This window comes from Actinopolyspora lacussalsi (assembly GCA_030803735.1).
GTDB classification, from domain to species: Bacteria; Actinomycetota; Actinomycetes; order Mycobacteriales; family Pseudonocardiaceae; genus Actinopolyspora; species Actinopolyspora lacussalsi.
This window is the reverse complement of record JAURUC010000001.1, coordinates 3,567,819-3,586,263: the sequence shown is the minus strand read 5'-3', so window position 1 is coordinate 3,586,263 and position 18,445 is coordinate 3,567,819. Positions and strand designations below refer to the sequence as shown.

Sequence of the window (18,445 nt, the reverse complement as noted above, 5' to 3'; positions counted from 1 at the left end):
TCTGTTTCGGACGGTGCTTTCGTGAACGGAAGCGGTACCCGCGTTTCACGTGAAACGAAGCGAGGTCGGAGCCGCTAGTCCCGACCGTCGATCGCTCGTTCGATCAGTCCGTCGAAGACGTCCCCGAGTCCACGTCCCGCCGCCTCGATCCCCATCGGCATCAGCGAGGTCGCGGTCAGACCGGGCGAAACGTTCACCTCGAGGAAGTGGACCTCGCCGGACTCGTCCACGATCGCGTCCGTACGCGAGATGTCGCGCAGTCCCAACAGGCGATGCGCGGAAACGGCCAGTTCGGCCGCGCGGCGAGCCACGCCCTCCGAGAGCTCGGCGGGAGCCTGATAGCTCGTCAGCCCCGCCGTGTAGCGCGCCGTGTAATCGAAGATCCCCTTCGACGGTTCGATTCGTACGGCGGGGAGCGCGTGTGGCCCATCCGAGTCCTCCAGCACTCCGATCGCCAGCTCGGTGCCCTCCACCAGCTTCTCGACCAGGACCGTGTCGCCGTAGGAGAACGCCCCCATCATCGCGGAGGGAAGCTCCGAGGAGTCCCGCACCACTCGTGCGCCCAACGCGGAGCCGCCCTGAACCGGTTTGAGCATCAGCGGGAGACCGATCTTGTCCACCAGGGCGTCCAGCACCGGATGAGCCCCGAGCTCGCGGAAGGTGGACTGCGGCAGCACCATCCACTCGGGAGTGGGCAACCCGGCCCTGGCGAGTTCGGCCTTGGCCGTCGGTTTGTCCCAGGCCCGGCGGCAGGCCCGGGGATCGGTGCCCACATAGGGAATGTCGAGCAGCTCCAGGATGGACTGGATCGCGCCGTTCTCCCCCTCCCCACCGTGTAACGCGACCAGCACCGCTTCCGGCCGTTCGATGCTCAGGCGGTTGAGCAGTTCGTGGTCGGCGTCCAGCTCGGTCACGGTGAGCCCGGTGGAGCGAAGTGCGGCGGACAGTCTGCGGCCGGAACGCAGCGAGACGTCGCGCTCGTGCGACAGTCCTCCGGAAAGTACGGCAACCCAGCGATCGCTCAAGTGGACTCCTGCATGACGAAGTCCGTCACACCCTGCCGAGCGTGACGGACTTACCGGACCAGTACGAAAAACCTACCCGGATGACGTTATGCGGTTCGGCAACCGGTCGGTAGGGCTGCCCCGAGCGGGCTCGGAGTGCTCGCCGAGGCTGGGAAGACCCCGAACCGGGAACGGTCGTGCGGCTCTCTCACCGACGATCAGGCGGTGTCCGGCGAGGGGGTTTGCGGCCCGGACAGCTCGCGTCCGCCACCGGAACCGAAGGTTCGCAGCAGGTCCAGCTCCTCGTTGAGCGTGTTGGCCAGCCTGCGAACGCCCTCGTGAATCCGCTCCGGGGTGGGATAGCAGAACGACAGCCGCATCTGCCTGGTTCCCAGGCCGTCCCGGTAGAAACCGGTCCCGGAGGCGTAGGCCACCCGTTGGGTGACCGCCCGCGGCAACATCGCCTTGGTGTCCACACCCTCGGGGGCGGTGAGCCACACGAAGAAGCCGCCGTCGGGGCGGGTCCACTCGCAGCCCGCGGGCATGTGCTGCTCCAGCGCGCTGAGCATCGCGTCGCGGCGTTCCCGGTACTGCTCCCGGAAGCTCTTGATCTGTCCCAGCCAGTCGTGCGTGCTCAGGTAGCGCGAGACGATCATCTGGTTCAGCGTCGGTGGGCACAGCGTCGCCGACTCGGCGGCGAGTACGAGTTTCTCCCGGACGGCGTGGGGTGCCAGTACCCAGCCGACCCGGAGTCCGGACGCGAAGGTCTTGGAGAACGAGCCCAGGTACACCACGTTGTCGGGATCCAGCGAACGCAGCGACGAGTAGGTCTGGCCCTCGAAGCCGAGCAGGCCGTAGGGATTGTCCTCCAGCACCATGATGCCGTGCCGGGAACAGATCTCCAGGATCTCCGGGCGTCGCTCCTCCGCCAGCGTGACACCGGCCGGGTTGTGGAAGTTCGGGATCGTGTAGAGGAACTTGATGGTCCTGCCCTGCCCGTGGAGTTCCTCGATGGCACCGCGCAGCGCGTCCGGCTGCAGCCCGTGCTCGTCCATCGCCACGTGCACCACATCGGCCTGATAGGTGGAGAACGCGCCCATGGCGCCGACGTAGGAGGGCCCCTCGGCCAGCACCACGTCGCCCGGATCGCAGAAGATCCTGGTGACCAGGTCCAGCGCCATCTGCGAGCCCACGGTGACCATGACGTCGTCCGGCTGGCCCGAGATGCCCTCGAGTGCCATGATCTCGCAGATCTGCTCGCGCAACTCCGGAACGCCGTGTGCGGAGCCGTACTGCAGCGCCGCCTGTCCCTGTTCGGCGATCAGCCTGCCCACTTCCTCGGACAGCGAATCCAGCGGCAGCGCCGCCAGGTTGGGCATGCCACCCGCCAGTGAAACCACTTCCGGCCTGCTGGCCACCGCGAAGAGTGCCCTGATCTCCGATGCCGTCATCCCCGCCGTGCGCTCGGCATACCGTGCGGAGTGAGTGTCGAGGTTGCCCATCGCCGCCCCCGTCGCGGGAGTCGACGTGCCGGTTTCCTCCGGCTCGGCCTGCTCGTTCGGCTGGTTCGAATGATCGGACATTCCGCGCTCCAGGGTCGGTGGTGCGCCGTGTGATCGGCACCGGTCACGGGGAAGCGGGACCGGATTTGATCCGGCGATTCTAACCGGTTCATCGTGTGACGTTCGCGGTTGTGTAACGTCCGCCTCGTTCCATCCTGGCCAACAGTGAGCAAAATCACTAGTTGAAAAGCTCCGAACGCCCCCTGGGAATGCTTGACCGGCGGCACCGTTGCGCGTGGTCGCGGACCGCGAATGTCCGATCGCGGCGGTGATCTCCGAGAGCGCTCCTGGTGTGAGAGCCGCTCTCGGAAGTATCCCCGATGTTCCGGGTCGGACGCGCGTTCAGGCGCCCTCGGCGCGGGTGAGCTCGTAGCGCAGCAGATCGTCGAAGGTGAAGGAGCCGGTGGGTCGGTCGTCCTCGCCCAGCAGGTAGAGCCGTTTGACGGCGACGAGCACCGCCTCGGCCACCACGTCGCGGAAGCCGGGGTCCAACAGCCGCGCCCGGTCCTCCGGGTTGCTCAGGTACCCGGCTTCGATGCGCACGGCGGGCATTTTCGTCCAGCGCAGGACCTCCCAGCTCTTCGGGTGGCTGCGGCAGTCCAGCATGGCGGTACGTGCCACCACTTCGCGTTGCAGGAAACCGGCGAGCGCCTCCCCCACGTTCGACGTGGTGCCGTTGCCGGTGCCGAAGTGGAAAGTGGCGACCCCCTGCGCCTGCGGTGAGCGATTGGCGTCCACGTGCAGCGACAGGAACAGGTCCGCGCCCGCCTCGTTGGCGAACGAGGCCCGGTCGGCCTCGGCGGGGCACGAGTTGGGGCCTCGGGAGATCAGTGCCTCCATACCGGTGGCGACCATGCGGCCCTCGATCCTGCGGGCGAAGTCCCAGGCCAGGTCGGCCTCGGCCACACCGTTGATCACGGATCCCCGGTCACTGCCCCCGTGCCCCGGGTCGATGACGATGCGTTTGCCACGCAGGCGCGGTCCCGCCCGCCGCACCTTCTCCTGCTCCCGCAGGTAGACCGGGCGCCCGCCGCGCACCTTCGGGGCCAGCTGTCGCAGCGAACGCAGGGTCGCCGGTCCACAGATACCGTCCGAGTTCAGCGCGTACTCGCGCTGGAAGTTCCGCAGCGCGTACTCGGTCTGCCTGCCGAAGATCCCGTCCGGGCGGCCTGCGTCGTACCCCAGTTCGAGCAGCCGCTCCTGCAGGGCGAACACGTCGTCACCACTGATGGGACGGGACACGAAGTAAGCGAGCGAACGATCGCCCAGCCGCCACTTGGCGTCCGTGAGCGCTCGGTACGTGGCCGGGCCGACGACGCCGTCGGTTATCAGGCCTCGTTGCTGTTGAAAGGCGCGTACCGCGTGTTCCACCGACTCGTCGTAGGTGGCCGGTCCCACATGGCCGTTCGGTGGTGGTAAGAGCCCCAGCGTAACGAGAACGCCATGGATCTCTGTTACGGCCGGGCCGACGTCACCGCGGTGGAGCAGCTGCATGCACTCCTCGCTCGATTCAGGCACCGACCTCGGCCGGTGCTAACGACGTGTCATTACCCCCAAGTATCAGTTTATTCCGATGCGGTCCGCTGCGAAGTATTGTGCCTTGTCGCTGTGGAGCGTGGGCCACGGGCCGCACCGTCGTCGTTTCGGTACGTTCCGCTAGCCTGGTCGGCCCTGATCGTCGACCGTTCGAACACGAGATCCCACCGCCCCGATGGGCGGTGGGATCTCGTCGAGGTACCACTCGGGCGTCGCCGCCCGGGTGTGACAGGTGTGCTCACCTGTCACAGGTAGTCGGAGATGTCCGAGAGCAACTGGTCCTTCGGCTTGGCGCCGACGATCTGCTTGACCGGTTCCCCGTTGGAGAACAGCAGCAGGGTGGGAACCGACATCACCTGGTAGTCACGGGCGACACCGGGGTTCTGGTCGATGTCCAGCTTGGCGATGGTGATCTTGTCCTCGTGTTCCGAGGCGATCTCCTCCAGCACCGGGGCCACCATCTTGCAGGGGCCGCACCAGGTGGCCCAGAAGTCCACCAGGACGGGCTTGTCGCTGTTGAGGACGTCGTTCTTGAACGACTCGGAATCAACGGTAACCGGCTTGGCTGCCATCTTCGCTCCTTACTCGGTGCTCGGATCGGTACGGGGCGGTGATCACCGCCCCCTCGGCGCGGCGGGGCCACACCGGAAGCGGTCGGGTCTCCGCTCGCGGCCTTCAGTGGGCTGCCGCGGTGTCGGCCTCGGTGGCGGCTCCGTACCCACCACCGACGAGCTCCGGCGCGACCTCCGCCGCGTCGGAGGCCTCCTGTCCGGCCAGCCAACGCTCCGCGTCGATGGCCGCCGAGCAGCCCGAACCGGCAGCCGTGACAGCCTGCCGGTACGTCTTGTCCACCAGATCACCCGCGGCGAATACACCCGGGATGTCGGTGGCGGTCGAGGGATGGTGCACCCGCACGTAGCCTTCCTCGTCCACCTCGACCTGGTCGGCGACGATCTTGCTGCGCGGGTCGTGCCCGATCGCGACGAACATACCCGTCACCGGCAGTTCCGACTCCTCACCGGTGACGGTGTCCCGCACGGTGAGCCCGGAGACGGTGCCCTCGCCGTTGACCTCGGTGACCACGGTGTTCGTGCGCCAGTGGATCTTCTCGTTCGACCGCGCCCGCTCAAGCATGATCTTGGAGGCGCGGAACTCCTCGCGGCGGTGCAGGATGGTCACCGACCTCGCGAACCTGGTCAGGAAGGTGGCCTCCTCCATGGCGGAGTCCCCACCGCCGACCACGGCGATGTCCTGGTCGCGGAAGAAGAAGCCGTCGCAGGTGGCGCACGAGGAGACACCACGCCCCAGCAGCCGGTCCTCGCCGGGAACGCCGACGTAGCGCGCCGCCGCACCCATCGCCAGGATCACGGCCCTGGCGCGGTACTCCACACCGCCGGAGGTGACGGTCTTGACCTGGCCGCCGAGATCGATCTCCTCGACGTCGCTGGTCTTGAGCTCCGCCCCGAAGCGTTGCGCCTGGGAGCGGAACTGCTCCATGAGCTCGGGGCCCATGATCCCGTCACGGAATCCGGGATAGTTCTCCACATCGGTCGTGTTCATGAGTTCACCGCCGTACTGGGTGCCCTCGAAGACCAGCGGTCGCAGCTCCGCCCTTGCCGCGTACACCGCAGCGGTGTAGCCGGCAGGACCGGAGCCAACGACAATCAGGTTCCGCACGTCGCCAGTCACCGCGCCCCTTCCGTCGTCACGTCGTTCGCGCGTGGTCGGTGTCCGCGCGCTTCATCGTCAACGCGATACTAGGCGTCGGTTGTTCCCACCCCCGTGGGGTGAGTGCCCGCGCCCACATGCTGGACCGTTGTTCTCGCGGCCGGGGCGAACCCGGTTGTCCACCCCACGGCCGCTCGTCGGCCTCGCCGGCCGTGCCATACGGAACGGCGAGGTCGAGCACCCTCGTGGACGATCCGGCTCGGAGCTCCCAGTCAGCCACCGACCACGGTGTCCGAGATGGTGGCGGGATTGCCCGCCCCGCAGTCGGTGCCGACCGTCAATAACCGGAACTGGCCGACCTCGCCGGTGGACAGCACCATCAGCTGGGCCGGGTCACCATTGAAGGTGATCCGCTGCGCTCCCATGGGGTCGCTGTCGGAGATCCCGTTCGCCTGTAAACACCGCAGCAGTCGGCCGGGGTCGTCCAGCCCGCCCGCGTACCTCTCCTCGGCGGAGAGCACTGCCCGCAGCTGTTCGCCGTTGAGCGTCGCCTGCTCCCCGGTTAACGCCAACGGTGGGTCGGAGGGGCCGGTGGCGGCCGGGGGCTCCGAACCGGTGTCGCCCGCCTGATGGTCACCGGAGCCGCCGCCCGGAAGCGTGACCAGCACCACGGCCAGCACCGCGGCGGCCGCGGCCACCAGGCCCGAGCCCCACACGAGGCCGCGGCGTCGGCGGCGTCGGTTGCCGCCCCGGCCGGAAGCACGCCCGATGTCGATCACTTCGGCCCGTTCCGGCCCCGGCGAGCCGTGGGACTCCGCTCGTTCGGCACCGTGGATCCCGTGTCCGACGGTGTGCTCGTGTTGTCCGTCGGCGCCGTCCGTGTCCACCGGAAGCGGTTCGACGGCCAGTGACTGTTCGATGCGGGCCGCCACCTCCTCCGGTATCTCGACGGCGACCTGTTCCGCCAGCTGGGTCCGCGTGGTCTCCAGCGCGGTCAGGACCGCCGCGGCTGCCGGATCAGCGCTTGTCGCGGGCCGTAGTCGCGCCGCTGTCTCCTCGTCGAGCGCTCCCGCGTGCAGTTCGGCCAGCATCTCGGGGGACCATTCCGGCACCCCGTGCTCACCGGCACGCCGATCCTCGCCACTCATCGTCCCTCCCGTCGACGCGTGGCCATGCCTTCGTCTGAGACGTGCGCGTCCGCACTCGGGTTCCGTAGATGCCCGAGAAGTTGCGCCAACTTGATCCGGCCTCTGGCACAGCGGCTCTTGACGGTGCCCTCGGCCACGCCGAGCAGTCTCGACGCTTCCGAAACCGGATATCCCTCGACGTCCACGAGCACGATAGCGGCTCGTTGATCTTCCGGCAGCTCGCCGAGCGCGTCCGATACGACCATTCGGGTGTCGTGCTCGGCTATTCTGTCGTGCGGGTGTGCGGGTTCGCCCGGACCGTCCTCCGGTAGTGGGACGGTGGCTCGGGCCTGACGTCTGCGAATTCGATCCAGGCAGGCGTTCACCACGATCCGGTGCAGCCAGGTGGTGACCCTGGACTCGGAGCGGAACGAACCCGCGTTGCGAAACGCGGAGATCATCGCGTCCTGCAGCGCGTCGGCGGCTTCCTCCGGATCACGCATCGTCCGCAGGGCCACCGACCACAGTCGATCACGGTGCCGCCGGAAGAGCTCGGAGAACGCCTGCCGGTCCCCGGATAGGTGAGCCGCTATGAGATCGGCATCCGAACTGGCGGTTTCTGACACGCCACGAACCCTACTGATTATGCGCTGTTACACATCCACCAGATTGGTCAGAGCGCCTCCCGTCCCACCGCAGTGGACTTCCCCGCGCCGTCAGGCGTTGTCGCCGCGATCCCCCCCCCGATCCCGCGCCCTGTCGGTGGTGGGACGTGAAACGGCCCGGAACCGGCGGCGCCCATCCGCTCGGCGCCTCCCCGCCCGGCGGGCTCTCGCCCCGCGACGGGGAGAGCCCGGCCCCGGGACCGGTCGCGCGCGACGATCGAATCAGGCCTGCCCGTTGCTGCCGCGCAGCTCGATCTCCTCGATCTCGGAGCTGTAGCGGTCGTCCTGGGACAGCTCGGTGATCCAGACGAGCACGTGCGAAGTGGACTCGTCGGTTTTCACCGGGATGGTGGTGGTTCCGTCGCTGAGCTCACCCTCGCCGATCACCTTCGCGCTCGACAGCTCCGGGGAGTCGTCGGACGCCGCACGGATCTCCAGTTCGGTCCCCGAACTGGGGGAAGTGACGTCCACTTCGGTGAGTTGCGAGGGGTTCTCCAACGTGAGCACGATGCCGATACCGCTCTTGAAACCGGTTCCGAGCTGGTCGTTGTAGCCGTCGGTCTGCCAGCTGGTGCCCTCGTCACCGTCGTGCAACAGGTCGACCTCGTCCCGGTTGTCCCGGTCCTGCTCGGTGACGAACACGTCCGAGCCGGTCACCGCGAGCGGTTTCGGTGGGGGCGCGGAGCTCTCCTCCGAGCTGGACGACGGCTGCTGTTGCGAGTCGCTGTTCGTCTCCCCACCGACGATCTGGTTGGGGCCCGAGGTCTTCTCGGGGCCCACGAACATGCCGATCAGCATGGCGGCCAGCCAGCTGACCACGAAGAGCGTCACCACGGCCACGGCCCCGACCCCGTAGATCAGCTTGCGCCGTCTGCCCGGGTCGGGTTTGGGGTCCTCGCGTTGCCAGACGTCGTCACCGCGAGCCTCCACCCCCGCCGGTGCCGAGTGCATCACGGCTTCACCCGCGTCCTGCTGTGCGTACTGCTCCAGCACCCGCAGCACCGCCGCCCCGGTTCGTACGCCGCCGGTGGTGCCGTTCGACTCCGGACTGCCCAGTGCGCGCACCGCCACCGTTGACAGTTCCAGCGGGATGGCCGGGCGCAGCGTGCGGGGTGAGACGACGGTCCCGTCGGGTCCCGCCGGTGCGGAGGAGACGCCCTCCGGACTGCCGGAAAGCGCCCAGCGGCCGGTCAGCAGCAGGTAGAGCACGGCGCCCAGCCCGCGCACGTCCTCCCCGGAACCCGCGTCCGGCATCGGCCCCGGAAACGCCATCCGGATCTCGCCGTCGCCGGTGACCCGCACCCGCTGCGGGTGGTCGATGCCCAGCACCAGTCCCGCGTGGTGCGCCGCTTCCACGGCGGCGGCCAGTGGTTGCAGCAGCCTGGCGGCGGTACCCGGGGCCAGCGGACCGTCGGAGATCAACTCGGTCAGGTCGCTGCCGTGGGTCCACTCCGCTATCACGATGCCCAGCACGCCGTCCGGATCGCCGGGAGCGCTGCTGACCACGTCGAGCACCCTGGCCACTCCGACGTGGTTGAAAGTGCTGGCGTGCATCGCGCGTTCCAGCGTGCGGCGCGCGTCCGAGGTCTGGGTGGTGTCGGTGCTGTCCCCGACGATGATCGTCAGGGAGACGTCGCGTCCGAGGACGCCGTCCTTGGCCCGCCAGAGCTGAGCGTTGCAACGACTGTCCGAACCGACCTTGGCGAGCAGCCGATATCGTCCGTGATCGAGTACCGCGCCCGGCGCGAGTCGCTGCTCGGATGCGTGTGCCGTACTCGTAGTGTCCTCCCGACGCACGGTTCGCTCGTTGTGAATCGTGTCCTCGTGCTGTCCGGCACCCGGCTGCTCGGTCGGTTTTCCGCTCACCTGCCGTCTCCCGATTCTTCCCGTCGGCAAAGGGTCGCCGAACGCGAACCCCGCTCGTGCAAGGACGGCCGTAGTCCACGATGATCCCGTCCGCCCCGCCGTAGAGACTCCCCGTTCGAGAGTACGTGACACCGCCGTCAGCGGCGACGCAGCAGACCCGTAATTCGGTTGAACGCGGGTTGGAGTTCCCGAACCCGCAGCACCCACATCACGCCGAAGATGGCGGCCAGTCCGATAGTGCCGCCGAACACCACCTGCAGCCACCCGATCACGGCGCCGGCGTCGCCGGGAACAACCGTGTCGATACCGGTGCTGACCAGCCAGGCCAGTGCGCCGCCCGCCACGGAGGCCACCAGCGTTCTGCCCAAAGTGCTCAGAAAACGGCGGGTGCCGAGTGGGCCCAGTCGAGTCCGCAGCCAGAGCTCGCCGACGAGCGAACCGATGACGAAGGTGAACGAGTTCGTGAACGTTATCCCCAGGACGACGCTCTCCTCGGGCAGCACACCGGCCACCCCGATCGCGAGTAACACCTTCACAACGGTCATCACGACCATGATCAGCGTGGGGGTCCGCGCGTCCTTCAGGGCGTAGAAGGCGCGCATCTGCATCATGGTGATCGCGAAGGGCAGCACGCCGAACGAGGAGACGGCCAGCGCGACTCCGAGCTGCTCGACCGAGCCGATGCCGTCCCTGACGGAGAACAGCGCCATGGCGATCGGCACGCCGAGTGCGGTCATCACCGCGCTGATCGGCAGCAGCGAGACGGTGGAGAGCCGGTTGCCCAGCGAGAGGTCACCGACCATCCGCTCGTTGTCCCCGTCCGCGGCGGCCGCGCTCATGCGCGGCAGGATCGCCGTCATCACCGAGAACCCGATCACCCCGTAGGGCAGCTGCAGCAGCATCCACACGTAGTTGTAGATGGACCACGCGCCAGGGTCGGCTGCGGTGGCCACGCGGGACAACGCCAGCAACCCCACCTGGCTGACCCCGACGTAGCCCAGCATCCACAGCGTCATCCCGCCGAACTCGGACAGCCGGGAGTCCCAGCCCAATCTGGGGACGAAACTCAGCCCGGTTCTGCGCAGCGCCGGAAGTTGTACGAACGCCTGCGCCAGCACACCGCAGCTGACGCCGATCCCCAGGGTCAGCAGGTGCGCGTCGGTCATCCGCACCGGATTCACGGTCAGTTCGCCGGGCAGCATGGTGTAGACGCCGAGCGTGGCGAGGATGACCACGTTGTTCATCACCGGCGCCCAGGCGGGCGGGCCGAAGATCTGCTTGGACTGCAGCAGCGCGCCGAACAGCGCGCTGGCGCCGTAGCACAGGATCTGGGGCAGCAGCAGGTAGGCGAAAGCCGTGGCCAGTTCCGGGTTGGCCTTGTCGGAGTCGCCCATGTACAGCCAGACCAGTCCCGGTGCGGCGAGCAGGGACACCAGGGTGCCCACCACCAGCACAAGTCCCGAGGCGGCCAGCAGCTTGCGCACGTACTCCTGCCCGCCGTCGGCGTCGGACTTCTGCGCCCGCACCAGCACCGGAACGATCACGCTGGTGAGCACACCACCGATGAGCAGTTCGAAAATGCTGGTCGGCAGCGTGTTGGCGACGGTGAACGAGTCGTTGGCGACGCTGAACCCGATGGTGTAGGCCAGCACCAGTTTCCAGCCGAATCCGGTGATCCGGCTGATCAGCGTGGCGATCGCCATCGATCCGCTGGCTTTGAGCAGCGACTTCTTGCCGCCGCTGTGCCGGGGTTCGGAAGTTTCGTCTTCCTGGGCGCGGGCGGTTTCCGGATCGGGAGTCAAGCGCTCGGCCCTGTCGTCGACGCTGGGTATGACCTCGGTGTGCTGCTCGGCCCGGACATTGCCGGGGCCGTGGCCGACGGTCGGTATCGGTTGGGTCAGCTCCGCGGCGTTGTCGGAGGCGTCCGTGTTCGGTGCCGAGGTGGGAGGCGCCGGGAAACCGGTCATCCGTGGGAGCGGTTCTGTCGGGTGAGCGTCCTCCCCACCGGGTCCTCCTCGCGAACCGAGGGCTCCGGTGCGGTTGTCTCCGTTCACCAACTCATTCCTTCGATCGGCATGCTCACCCGTACGTGTGCAACCTGGCCAGGTTAGCTGAGGCCGCGTCACCTGATGGCTCGCCGTTACGGGTGGGCGGGCCCCGATCCGGCGAGGTGCTCACCGTGCACTCACCGACCCGCGACCGGTGCCTCCGACGAGCGGGCCTCTCCGATGACCGGTGCGTTCCCGGAGCCCGCGAGCTCCCGGGAACCGCCGTGTTCCGGTGCGCCCGGAAACTGATCGCGACGCTGTGCACAGGGCTCGGGTCAAAGGGTCTCAGCTCTGCTGTGGATCATTTTCGGTGGTCGGGCGGTCGGCCGCGCCGTCCGTTCGGGTGTCGTCCGCCGAGCCGAGCGGTGTTTCGGCCGTTTCGTCCGCATTCTTCGTTTCGGGCGAGTTCGGCGGAGTGTCGGGTGGCTCACTCCCGTTCGGACCAGGCTGTTCCGCCGCTGTCCCGGTGGGACCGTTCGGCGTGGTGGTGCCGTTGCGGCCCCTGATCCGGCGGACGATACGTCTGCCGGAAAGCAGCACGAGCAGCGCCGCACCGCTGATCGTGATGATCAGCGAAACCGTGCCGTAGGCGTTCGAGTTCACCCGGATGCGCTGGGTCCTGCCCAGTTTCGTGCCCCCCTCGGTGCGCATCGTCACATCCACGGTGAACTTGCCCGCCCGCTCGGCGTGCAGCTTCGGCAGGAACTGGCGTTTGCCGTTGGCGGGAACCTTCAACCTGCCGAGATCGTCCACGCTCACCCCGCGTGGGCTGTCCACGTGCAGCTCGAACCATATGGTCACCGGCAGGTCGTTGACCACCGTCACGGGCAGTTTGCCGTTGCTCGACGTCAGGGAGATCGGCTTCGGATCCCCCAGCCGAACGCTGCCGAGGATCCCCCGCAGGGTGCGCTCCGCCGTTTCCACCCATTTCCGGGCGGTGCCGCTCTCACCCCGCCATGCGCTGGAGGCGCCGCGCAACAGGCCGTTGCGCAGTGGTGTGGTCACGCTGGCCGGGTCGACGTTCTTGGCGGGTTCACGCGCCGCGGCCCGGTAGAACCGGCCGACCTTGCGGTTCTGCGCCGCGAGCTCGTCGAGTACCCGTTGCGGGATCTCGTCGGCGGCGCTGCTCGCCGGATAGGCGAGCGCCACCTGCCGGGTAGCGTTCCCGGCGGACTGCTCCCGCGTTCCGGCCGCTCCCCGCTCCGCCGAGCCGTCACCGGGCTCGGGCAGGGCCGTCGGCCGCACGAACCCGGCGTCCCGCAGTGTTCGCAGTCCCGAGAGGAAGTCGCGCAGCTCCCCCTCATTCGGATTCCAGCGACGGGGCGGGGCGATGAGCGTGGTGCCGGGCACCGCCGCGTTCCGGGAGCGGAACGTCAGGCTCGCCAGGCCGTCCAGCAGTGCTGGAGTGGCGTCACCCGGCGGGGAGAGCTGGGTCGAGTTGGCGGCGCTCTGCCCGCGCATGGGGTTGAGCGCGTCGGCCACCAGCGGGTCGATCAGCCGAGCGCTCGGCGTGTAGTCGGAGTTCGCGGTGCTCAGCCGTGCCGGCCGCAGCGACCCGTCGGTGCTCGCCAGTGAGTCGGGGTGCAGCAGCACCTTGTTCACCGCGGTGTCGGCGAGCTGGGAGGCGGCCGGTTCGTCCAGCGCTCCGTCCACCGGCCAGAGGACGTCCTCGCGGACCTCGACGCCCAGTTCCTCGCTCACCGCGTCCGCGCCGTCGAGTGAGTTCTCGATCAGTTCGGGCAGCTCCGCACGCCCCAGCGCCACCACGTCCGTGTCGCTGTAGGGCATCGAGATCACGCAGCGGTCCTGGGTCACCGACCGCAGCTCGTCCAGCCAGGTCCTGGCGACTTCCGAACCGGTTCCCCGCACCGTGTCGCCGTTGTCCCGGCGTACCCGGTAGCCCTCGGCCATGGCTTTCGCCGTGACGATCAGGTCCGGGTCTATCGCGAAGCACAGTCCCTTGCCCAGCGGTTCGTCCGGGGGGACTTCCTCGGACACCGCCCGGACCAGGCCGTGCAGCCTGCCGCCCGGCGCCAGCGATCGGGCGAGTCGGTCGTCGGTGAGGATGGTCGGCCGTCCGGGCAGCCGCTGCTGGATCATCCTCGGGTAGTCGATCAGCGGTATCAGCGTGGTCACCGGCGTGCTCTCGGAAGGGGCCGCCGGGGATCCTCCCGGAGGTGAGAGCACGGGCAGCATGAACCGGGTGGAGCCGACGCGGGCCCGGCGTTGGGAGGGAAGCTCACCGTTGACGTTGAGCAGCAGCGGATAGATTCCCGGGGAGCCGACGCGCAGCGATCGGGAGTCCGCGCCGCTCAGCGTCACCCGTAGTTCGAAGTCGGTCCGGGCACCCGCTGCCAGTCTCGTGGCGACCGGCTCGAACCTGGTCCGCACCACTGCGGTGGACGCCCGGTCCCGCAGTGCCTTGAGCACGCTGGCACGGGTGGCGCGGGCCTTGCCGCGCTGCAGTCGCATCTCCAGGTCGCGCAGGGTGCTGTCGCTGGTGTTGTGAATGGTTCCGCTGATCGTCAGCGTGTTCGACGAATCATTCCGAACCAGCTGTGGCGTGACCGTGGACACGGTGATGTCGATCCGCTCGGTGGGCTGTGCCTCGGCCACCGGGGTGGTCACGGGGGCCAACGCGGCGAGCAGGGCGCTCACCACGAGCAGCAGCCCCGCCCGTAACCGGATCCGTGCGCCGCGCGGCTTTCGTGCGTGACCGGGGCCGCGGATCATCCGTGCTCCGTTCCGGTGCCGAACTCCGCGCTGCCCGCCCCGGGACCGAACAGCGCGATCGCGTGCTGGACGAGCCTGCGCTCGTCGGCGTAGGCCAGAGCTTTGTCCAGCTCACCAAGCGGCATCCACGCCACCTCGGTGACCTCCACGTCCTCGTCGGAAAGATCGCCGCCCATGGCCACCAGCAGGAAGTGGTGCACGGTCTTGTGCACCCGCCGGTTGTCCGCGACGAACCAGTAGTCGATCGTCCCGATCGGGCGGATTACCCGTCCGATGATGCCCGTCTCCTCGGAGACTTCTCGCGCGGCGGTCTCCTCCGGTGTTTCGCCGGTCTCGATGTGGCCCTTGGGCAGGGACCACAGCAACCGACCCCGCCGGTCGGAACGTCCGATGACGGCAGCGTTCTCCCAGCTCCCGTCGACGACCAGCCCACCGGCGGAGGTCTCGTCCACGGTCCGCAGCCCGCGCCGCCGCCGCGGACCCCGACGTTTGGATCGGGAGCCGCCGGAGCGACCGGGCAGAGGGGGCATGTAGCCGATGGTAATGCGATCGGGCGGGTAACCGTCGTTCTCGACGACCGCCGTGGCGCGTTCCGATCGGCGCCGCCCTCCGCTCCTCGACCATCCAGGCTCACCCGTTCGGGCGACGAACGATGCGATCATAGTAATGATCACGGTCCCGTGCGTACTCCGGTTCGGCGGTGACGTCCCACGAGTTCCCGCCCGGGACGCCGTACCGGCTCGGCCGCTCGACCGGATCGGAACGCGCGTCCGTCGCGCGAGGGGCCGGGTGCGGTGACCGCCGTGGTCGATTCATTGGGGGCCGATACCCTGACGGCCGTGTCCCCTTCCGTTTTCGACGCCGCGGGTTCCCACGACTCCGCCGCGCGGACCGACGATCCCGAAGTGACCGCCGTGCGGACGGCGCAGCACAACGTGGTGCGGGAGTTGTCGCGACTGGTGCCGACCGCTCGGGAACTGGCCGAACGGTTCGCGGCCGAGGGGCTTTCCCTCTACATCGTGGGCGGCAGCGTGCGCGACGTGCTGCTGGAACGGTTCGGCGGGGATCTCGACTTCACCACCGACGCGCGGCCGGAGCGGGTGCGCGGACTGCTGGACGACTGGGCCGAGACGGTGTGGGACACCGGTATCGAGTTCGGCACCCTGGGGGCCTACCGGCGCGGCGTGACCGTGGAGATCACGACCTTCCGGGCCGACACCTACGACCGCACCAGCCGCAATCCCGAGGTCGTCTTCGGCGACTCCATCTCCGGTGACCTGCTGCGCAGGGACTTCACGGTCAACGCGATGGCGGTGGAACCGATCTCCGGGGAGTTCGTCGATCCGCACGGCGGGATGCGCGACGCGGTCCGGCAGCGGCTGGACACCCCCGCCCCACCGGAGGAGTCCTTCGCCGACGACCCGCTGCGGATGTTGCGTGCCGCCCGGTTCGCGGCGCAGCTGGGGTTCGAGCCCGCCGAACGGGTGCTGGACGCGATGCGCCGGATGGCAGCCGAGATCGAGCGCATCACTCCGGAACGGATACAGGCTGAGCTTTCCAAGCTGCTCTGCGGCACCTACCCCCGCCGCGGCATCGAACTGCTGGTCGACACCGGTCTGGCCGAGCACGTGCTGCCCGAGCTGCCCGCGATGCGGCTGGAGATCGACGAGCACCACCAGCACAAGGACGTTTATTACCACTCACTGGTAGTACTGGATCAAGCCATCGACCTGGAGCGGGCCGAGGACCCCGATGGCGAGCCGGATCTGGTGCTGCGGTTGGCCGCGTTGCTGCACGACATCGGCAAACCGGCCACCCGGCGCTTCGAGCCGGGCGGCGGGGTGAGTTTTCACCACCACGAGGTCGTCGGCGCCAAGATGGCCCGCAAGCGGCTTCGTGCGCTGCGGTACTCCAAGGAAGTCGTTTCCGACGTCTCCGATCTCGTGTACCTGCACCTCCGATTCCACGGTTACGGCGAGGGAAACTGGACCGATTCGGCGGTGCGTCGCTACGTCAACGACGCGGGGCATCTGCTGCGGCGGCTGCACAAGCTGGTCCGCGCCGACTGCACCACCCGCAACAAGCGCAAGGCGCGGGCGCTGCAGCGCTCCTACGACGACCTGGAGGCCCGCATCCAGCGCATCGCCGAGGAGGAGGACCTGGCGCGGGTCCGCCCGGACCTGGACGGCAACGAGATCATCCGGTTGTTGGGGATCAGCCCGGGGCCGCTCGTCGGTCAGGCGTGGCGCCATCTGAAGGAGGTCCGGCTGGATCAGGGACCGCTGGAGCGGGAGGACGCGGTAGCCGAACTGCATCGCTGGGCCCGTGAGCAGGGGGTCGAGCCGCCGGAGCAGTAGTCGGCATTATTAGTGAGCATCACTGTTCGGTAGTAGTGCTCACTGCTACCGGCTCGCGTTCACTGTTCCCGGCTTCGTGCCCTCGATCGCTTTCGTCGTTTCCGTCTCGTTGTGGCCGCTTCCGTCTCGCTGTCGCCGAGTGCCGATTTCTCGCGAGATCGCCGGGCCGCCCGGCGGTATCGGCGCCTCGACACTCCTCGGTACGAACGGCCGGTCCCCAACTCCGCCCGGTAGTGAGATCATGGGCGGGTGGGATCCGACGCGGATGTGAAACCGGGGACGCTGCTGGTGGCGGCGCCCACGCTGCAGGACGACAACTTCAGCCGTGCGGTGGTCTTCGTCATTCACCACCACGACGAGGGCACGCTCGGCGTGGTGCTCAACCGGCCCAGCGAGATACCGGTGCACGACGTGCTGCCCAAGTGGGGCGAGCTGGCGAGCGAACCCCAGTCGCTGTTCGTCGGCGGGCCCGTCGAGCAGCGCACCGCGATCTGCCTCGCCGCGCTGCGAACCGGGGTCGACGCCGGGGAGTTCAGCAACATCGTCGGTGTGAACGGGCCGGTAGGGCTGGTGGATCTGGACAGCGACCCTGACGAGCTGGCCGGTCAGGCGCGCGGGATGCGGTTCTTCGCGGGCTACGCGGGCTGGGGCAAGCAGCAGCTGACGGGCGAGATCGACCGGGGTGACTGGCACGTGTTCCCGGCACTGCCGGAAGACGTGATCGCGCCGCCCGACGAGAACCTGTGGGCCAGGGTGCTGCGCAGGCAGGGGCCGCCACTGGCTTTCCTGGCCACCCATCCGGGGGACGTACAGCTCAACTGAGCGAGTTGCCCCCGCTCGGGCAGCGGGGAACTGCCGTGACCCTGTGATCACGCTTCGGGGCGTGGCAGTCTCTCCCGATGGACGAGCGCCTCTCGATGGACGCCACCTCGGGGTGCTCCCGGTTCACCGGCCGTCCGGCTCGGCCGTGCCCTCGTTCCCGCTCGCTCCCGGAGCCGTGGCGGCGAAGCATCCTCCCGCCGCCGAGCACAGTCCCGCCGCGGCGCAGCCACCACCGCTCGGCTCGGACATGTTCCCCGCGGGGGCCGAGGAGCAGGCGGCACAACCGGAAGCCGCGTGGGCGGTCTCGGGCACCGCCGCTGCCGCTCGCCCACCGAGCACGCCACCGGCCACGATCAGCACCAGCGCGCCGAGCACGCCGATTCCCGTGATCAGCCATCCCGTGCCGGTGCCGCCCAGCGCGGCCAGGCAGCAGCCCACCACCACGGCGATCGTGCCGCCGGCGAGGATCGGCGGAGCGGCCACCCGGTTGGCCAGGCGGAACGTCTCGTCGTCACGCAGCGCCGCCGGGGTTCGCACCCCCACGTACCGGTTGCGCGGCAGCGTGCCGCGCAACCCGCGCCACCCCAGAACCAGCGCGGCGAGACCGGCGACGATCACGACGGCACACACGATGATCAGCGATGCAAGTGCCACCCCGCCAGCCTACGACTCCCTCGCGCGGGAGCACGGACAGCTCCCGCCTCGGGTGCGCGGGAGCACACGTGGTGCCCACTCCGACTCCACTGCTACGGTTCCCGCCGTAGGCCCCGGATCCGCCTCTTCGTTCTCGAACGTCGGCCGCGACGCCGTCCGGGGCATCAGCATCGTTCGCACCTGTCCCCCTGTCGGGGGTTCCCACCCGGTTATCGCGCTTTACGCTCCGGTTATGCTGTCCGTCGTGGCCACCGCCCGACTGCTTACGAAGCCGCGCTGAGGCGATCGCCCCTCGGCGCGGCAACCCCTCATGCCCTCAAGGGCTGAGGGGTTTTTAACTTTTCAGTGGCGGCACACCGATGAGTCGCTCGGAGCGTTACCCGGCGAGTCGGAGCGACGGACT

At 68.7% G+C, this 18,445-nt stretch carries 14 protein-coding genes; 2 read left to right on the top strand and 12 right to left on the bottom strand.

Annotated elements, in window-relative coordinates:
- Positions 1-74 precede the first annotated feature (74 nt).
- From J2S53_RS16080 to J2S53_RS16030, 11 genes are all read right to left on the bottom strand, one after another.
- Entirely contained in the window at positions 75-1,025 is a 951-nt protein-coding gene (locus J2S53_RS16080; RefSeq protein WP_456241666.1) for a D-alanine--D-alanine ligase family protein, read from the bottom strand.
- A 197-nt stretch (positions 1,026-1,222) separates the two neighbouring features.
- On the bottom strand, positions 1,223-2,587 hold the full coding sequence (locus tag J2S53_RS16075; RefSeq protein WP_456241665.1) for an aminotransferase-like domain-containing protein: 1,365 nt from the start codon (positions 2,585-2,587) through the stop codon (positions 1,223-1,225).
- A gap of 321 nt (positions 2,588-2,908) precedes the next feature.
- On the bottom strand, positions 2,909-4,060 hold the full coding sequence (locus tag J2S53_RS16070; protein ID WP_456241664.1) for an N-acetylmuramoyl-L-alanine amidase: 1,152 nt from the start codon (positions 4,058-4,060) through the stop codon (positions 2,909-2,911).
- Between the two features lie 287 nt (positions 4,061-4,347).
- Complete coding sequence (gene trxA / locus J2S53_RS16065) at positions 4,348-4,674, bottom strand: thioredoxin (protein ID WP_092978163.1); 327 nt, start codon at positions 4,672-4,674, stop codon at positions 4,348-4,350.
- 103 nt (positions 4,675-4,777) lie between these two features.
- Complete coding sequence (gene trxB / locus J2S53_RS16060) at positions 4,778-5,791, bottom strand: thioredoxin-disulfide reductase (protein ID WP_456241663.1); 1,014 nt, start codon at positions 5,789-5,791, stop codon at positions 4,778-4,780.
- 251 nt (positions 5,792-6,042) lie between these two features.
- The gene (locus J2S53_RS16055; protein ID WP_456241662.1) at positions 6,043-6,918 is read right to left on the bottom strand and encodes a hypothetical protein; all 876 of its coding nucleotides are present in this window, start codon (positions 6,916-6,918) and stop codon (positions 6,043-6,045) included.
- Positions 6,915-7,523: an RNA polymerase sigma factor SigM gene (sigM, locus tag J2S53_RS16050; protein WP_092929952.1), complete on the bottom strand. Its 609-nt coding sequence runs from the start codon at positions 7,521-7,523 to the stop codon at positions 6,915-6,917. Before sigM ends, J2S53_RS16055 begins: the two co-directional genes overlap by 4 nt.
- Positions 7,524-7,784: 261 nt before the next feature.
- Positions 7,785-9,428, bottom strand: a complete 1,644-nt coding sequence (locus J2S53_RS16045) for a protein kinase family protein (RefSeq protein ID WP_456241661.1) — start codon at positions 9,426-9,428, stop codon at positions 7,785-7,787.
- Between the two features lie 137 nt (positions 9,429-9,565).
- Positions 9,566-11,485: a murein biosynthesis integral membrane protein MurJ gene (gene murJ, locus J2S53_RS16040; protein WP_456241660.1), complete on the bottom strand. Its 1,920-nt coding sequence runs from the start codon at positions 11,483-11,485 to the stop codon at positions 9,566-9,568.
- 276 nt (positions 11,486-11,761) lie between these two features.
- Positions 11,762-14,209: a DUF6049 family protein gene (locus J2S53_RS16035; protein ID WP_456241659.1), complete on the bottom strand. Its 2,448-nt coding sequence runs from the start codon at positions 14,207-14,209 to the stop codon at positions 11,762-11,764.
- Positions 14,206-14,739 (bottom strand): NUDIX hydrolase, encoded by a 534-nt coding sequence (locus J2S53_RS16030; RefSeq protein WP_092929946.1) that lies wholly within the window; start codon positions 14,737-14,739, stop codon positions 14,206-14,208. Before J2S53_RS16030 ends, J2S53_RS16035 begins: the two co-directional genes overlap by 4 nt.
- A gap of 375 nt (positions 14,740-15,114) precedes the next feature.
- Between J2S53_RS16030 and J2S53_RS16025 the strand changes: the two genes are divergently transcribed.
- Both J2S53_RS16025 and J2S53_RS16020 read left to right on the top strand, forming a co-directional pair.
- A complete protein-coding gene (locus J2S53_RS16025; RefSeq protein ID WP_092978378.1) occupies positions 15,115-16,566 on the top strand; it encodes a CCA tRNA nucleotidyltransferase in 1,452 nt (483 codons plus the stop codon).
- Positions 16,567-16,815: 249 nt separating this feature from the next.
- Positions 16,816-17,388: a YqgE/AlgH family protein gene (locus tag J2S53_RS16020; protein WP_092978173.1), complete on the top strand. Its 573-nt coding sequence runs from the start codon at positions 16,816-16,818 to the stop codon at positions 17,386-17,388.
- A gap of 123 nt (positions 17,389-17,511) precedes the next feature.
- On the opposite strand, the gene J2S53_RS16015 is transcribed toward J2S53_RS16020, so the two are convergent.
- On the bottom strand, positions 17,512-18,042 hold the full coding sequence (locus J2S53_RS16015) for an SdpI family protein (protein ID WP_456241658.1): 531 nt from the start codon (positions 18,040-18,042) through the stop codon (positions 17,512-17,514).
- Between the last annotated feature and the right edge of the window lie 403 nt (positions 18,043-18,445).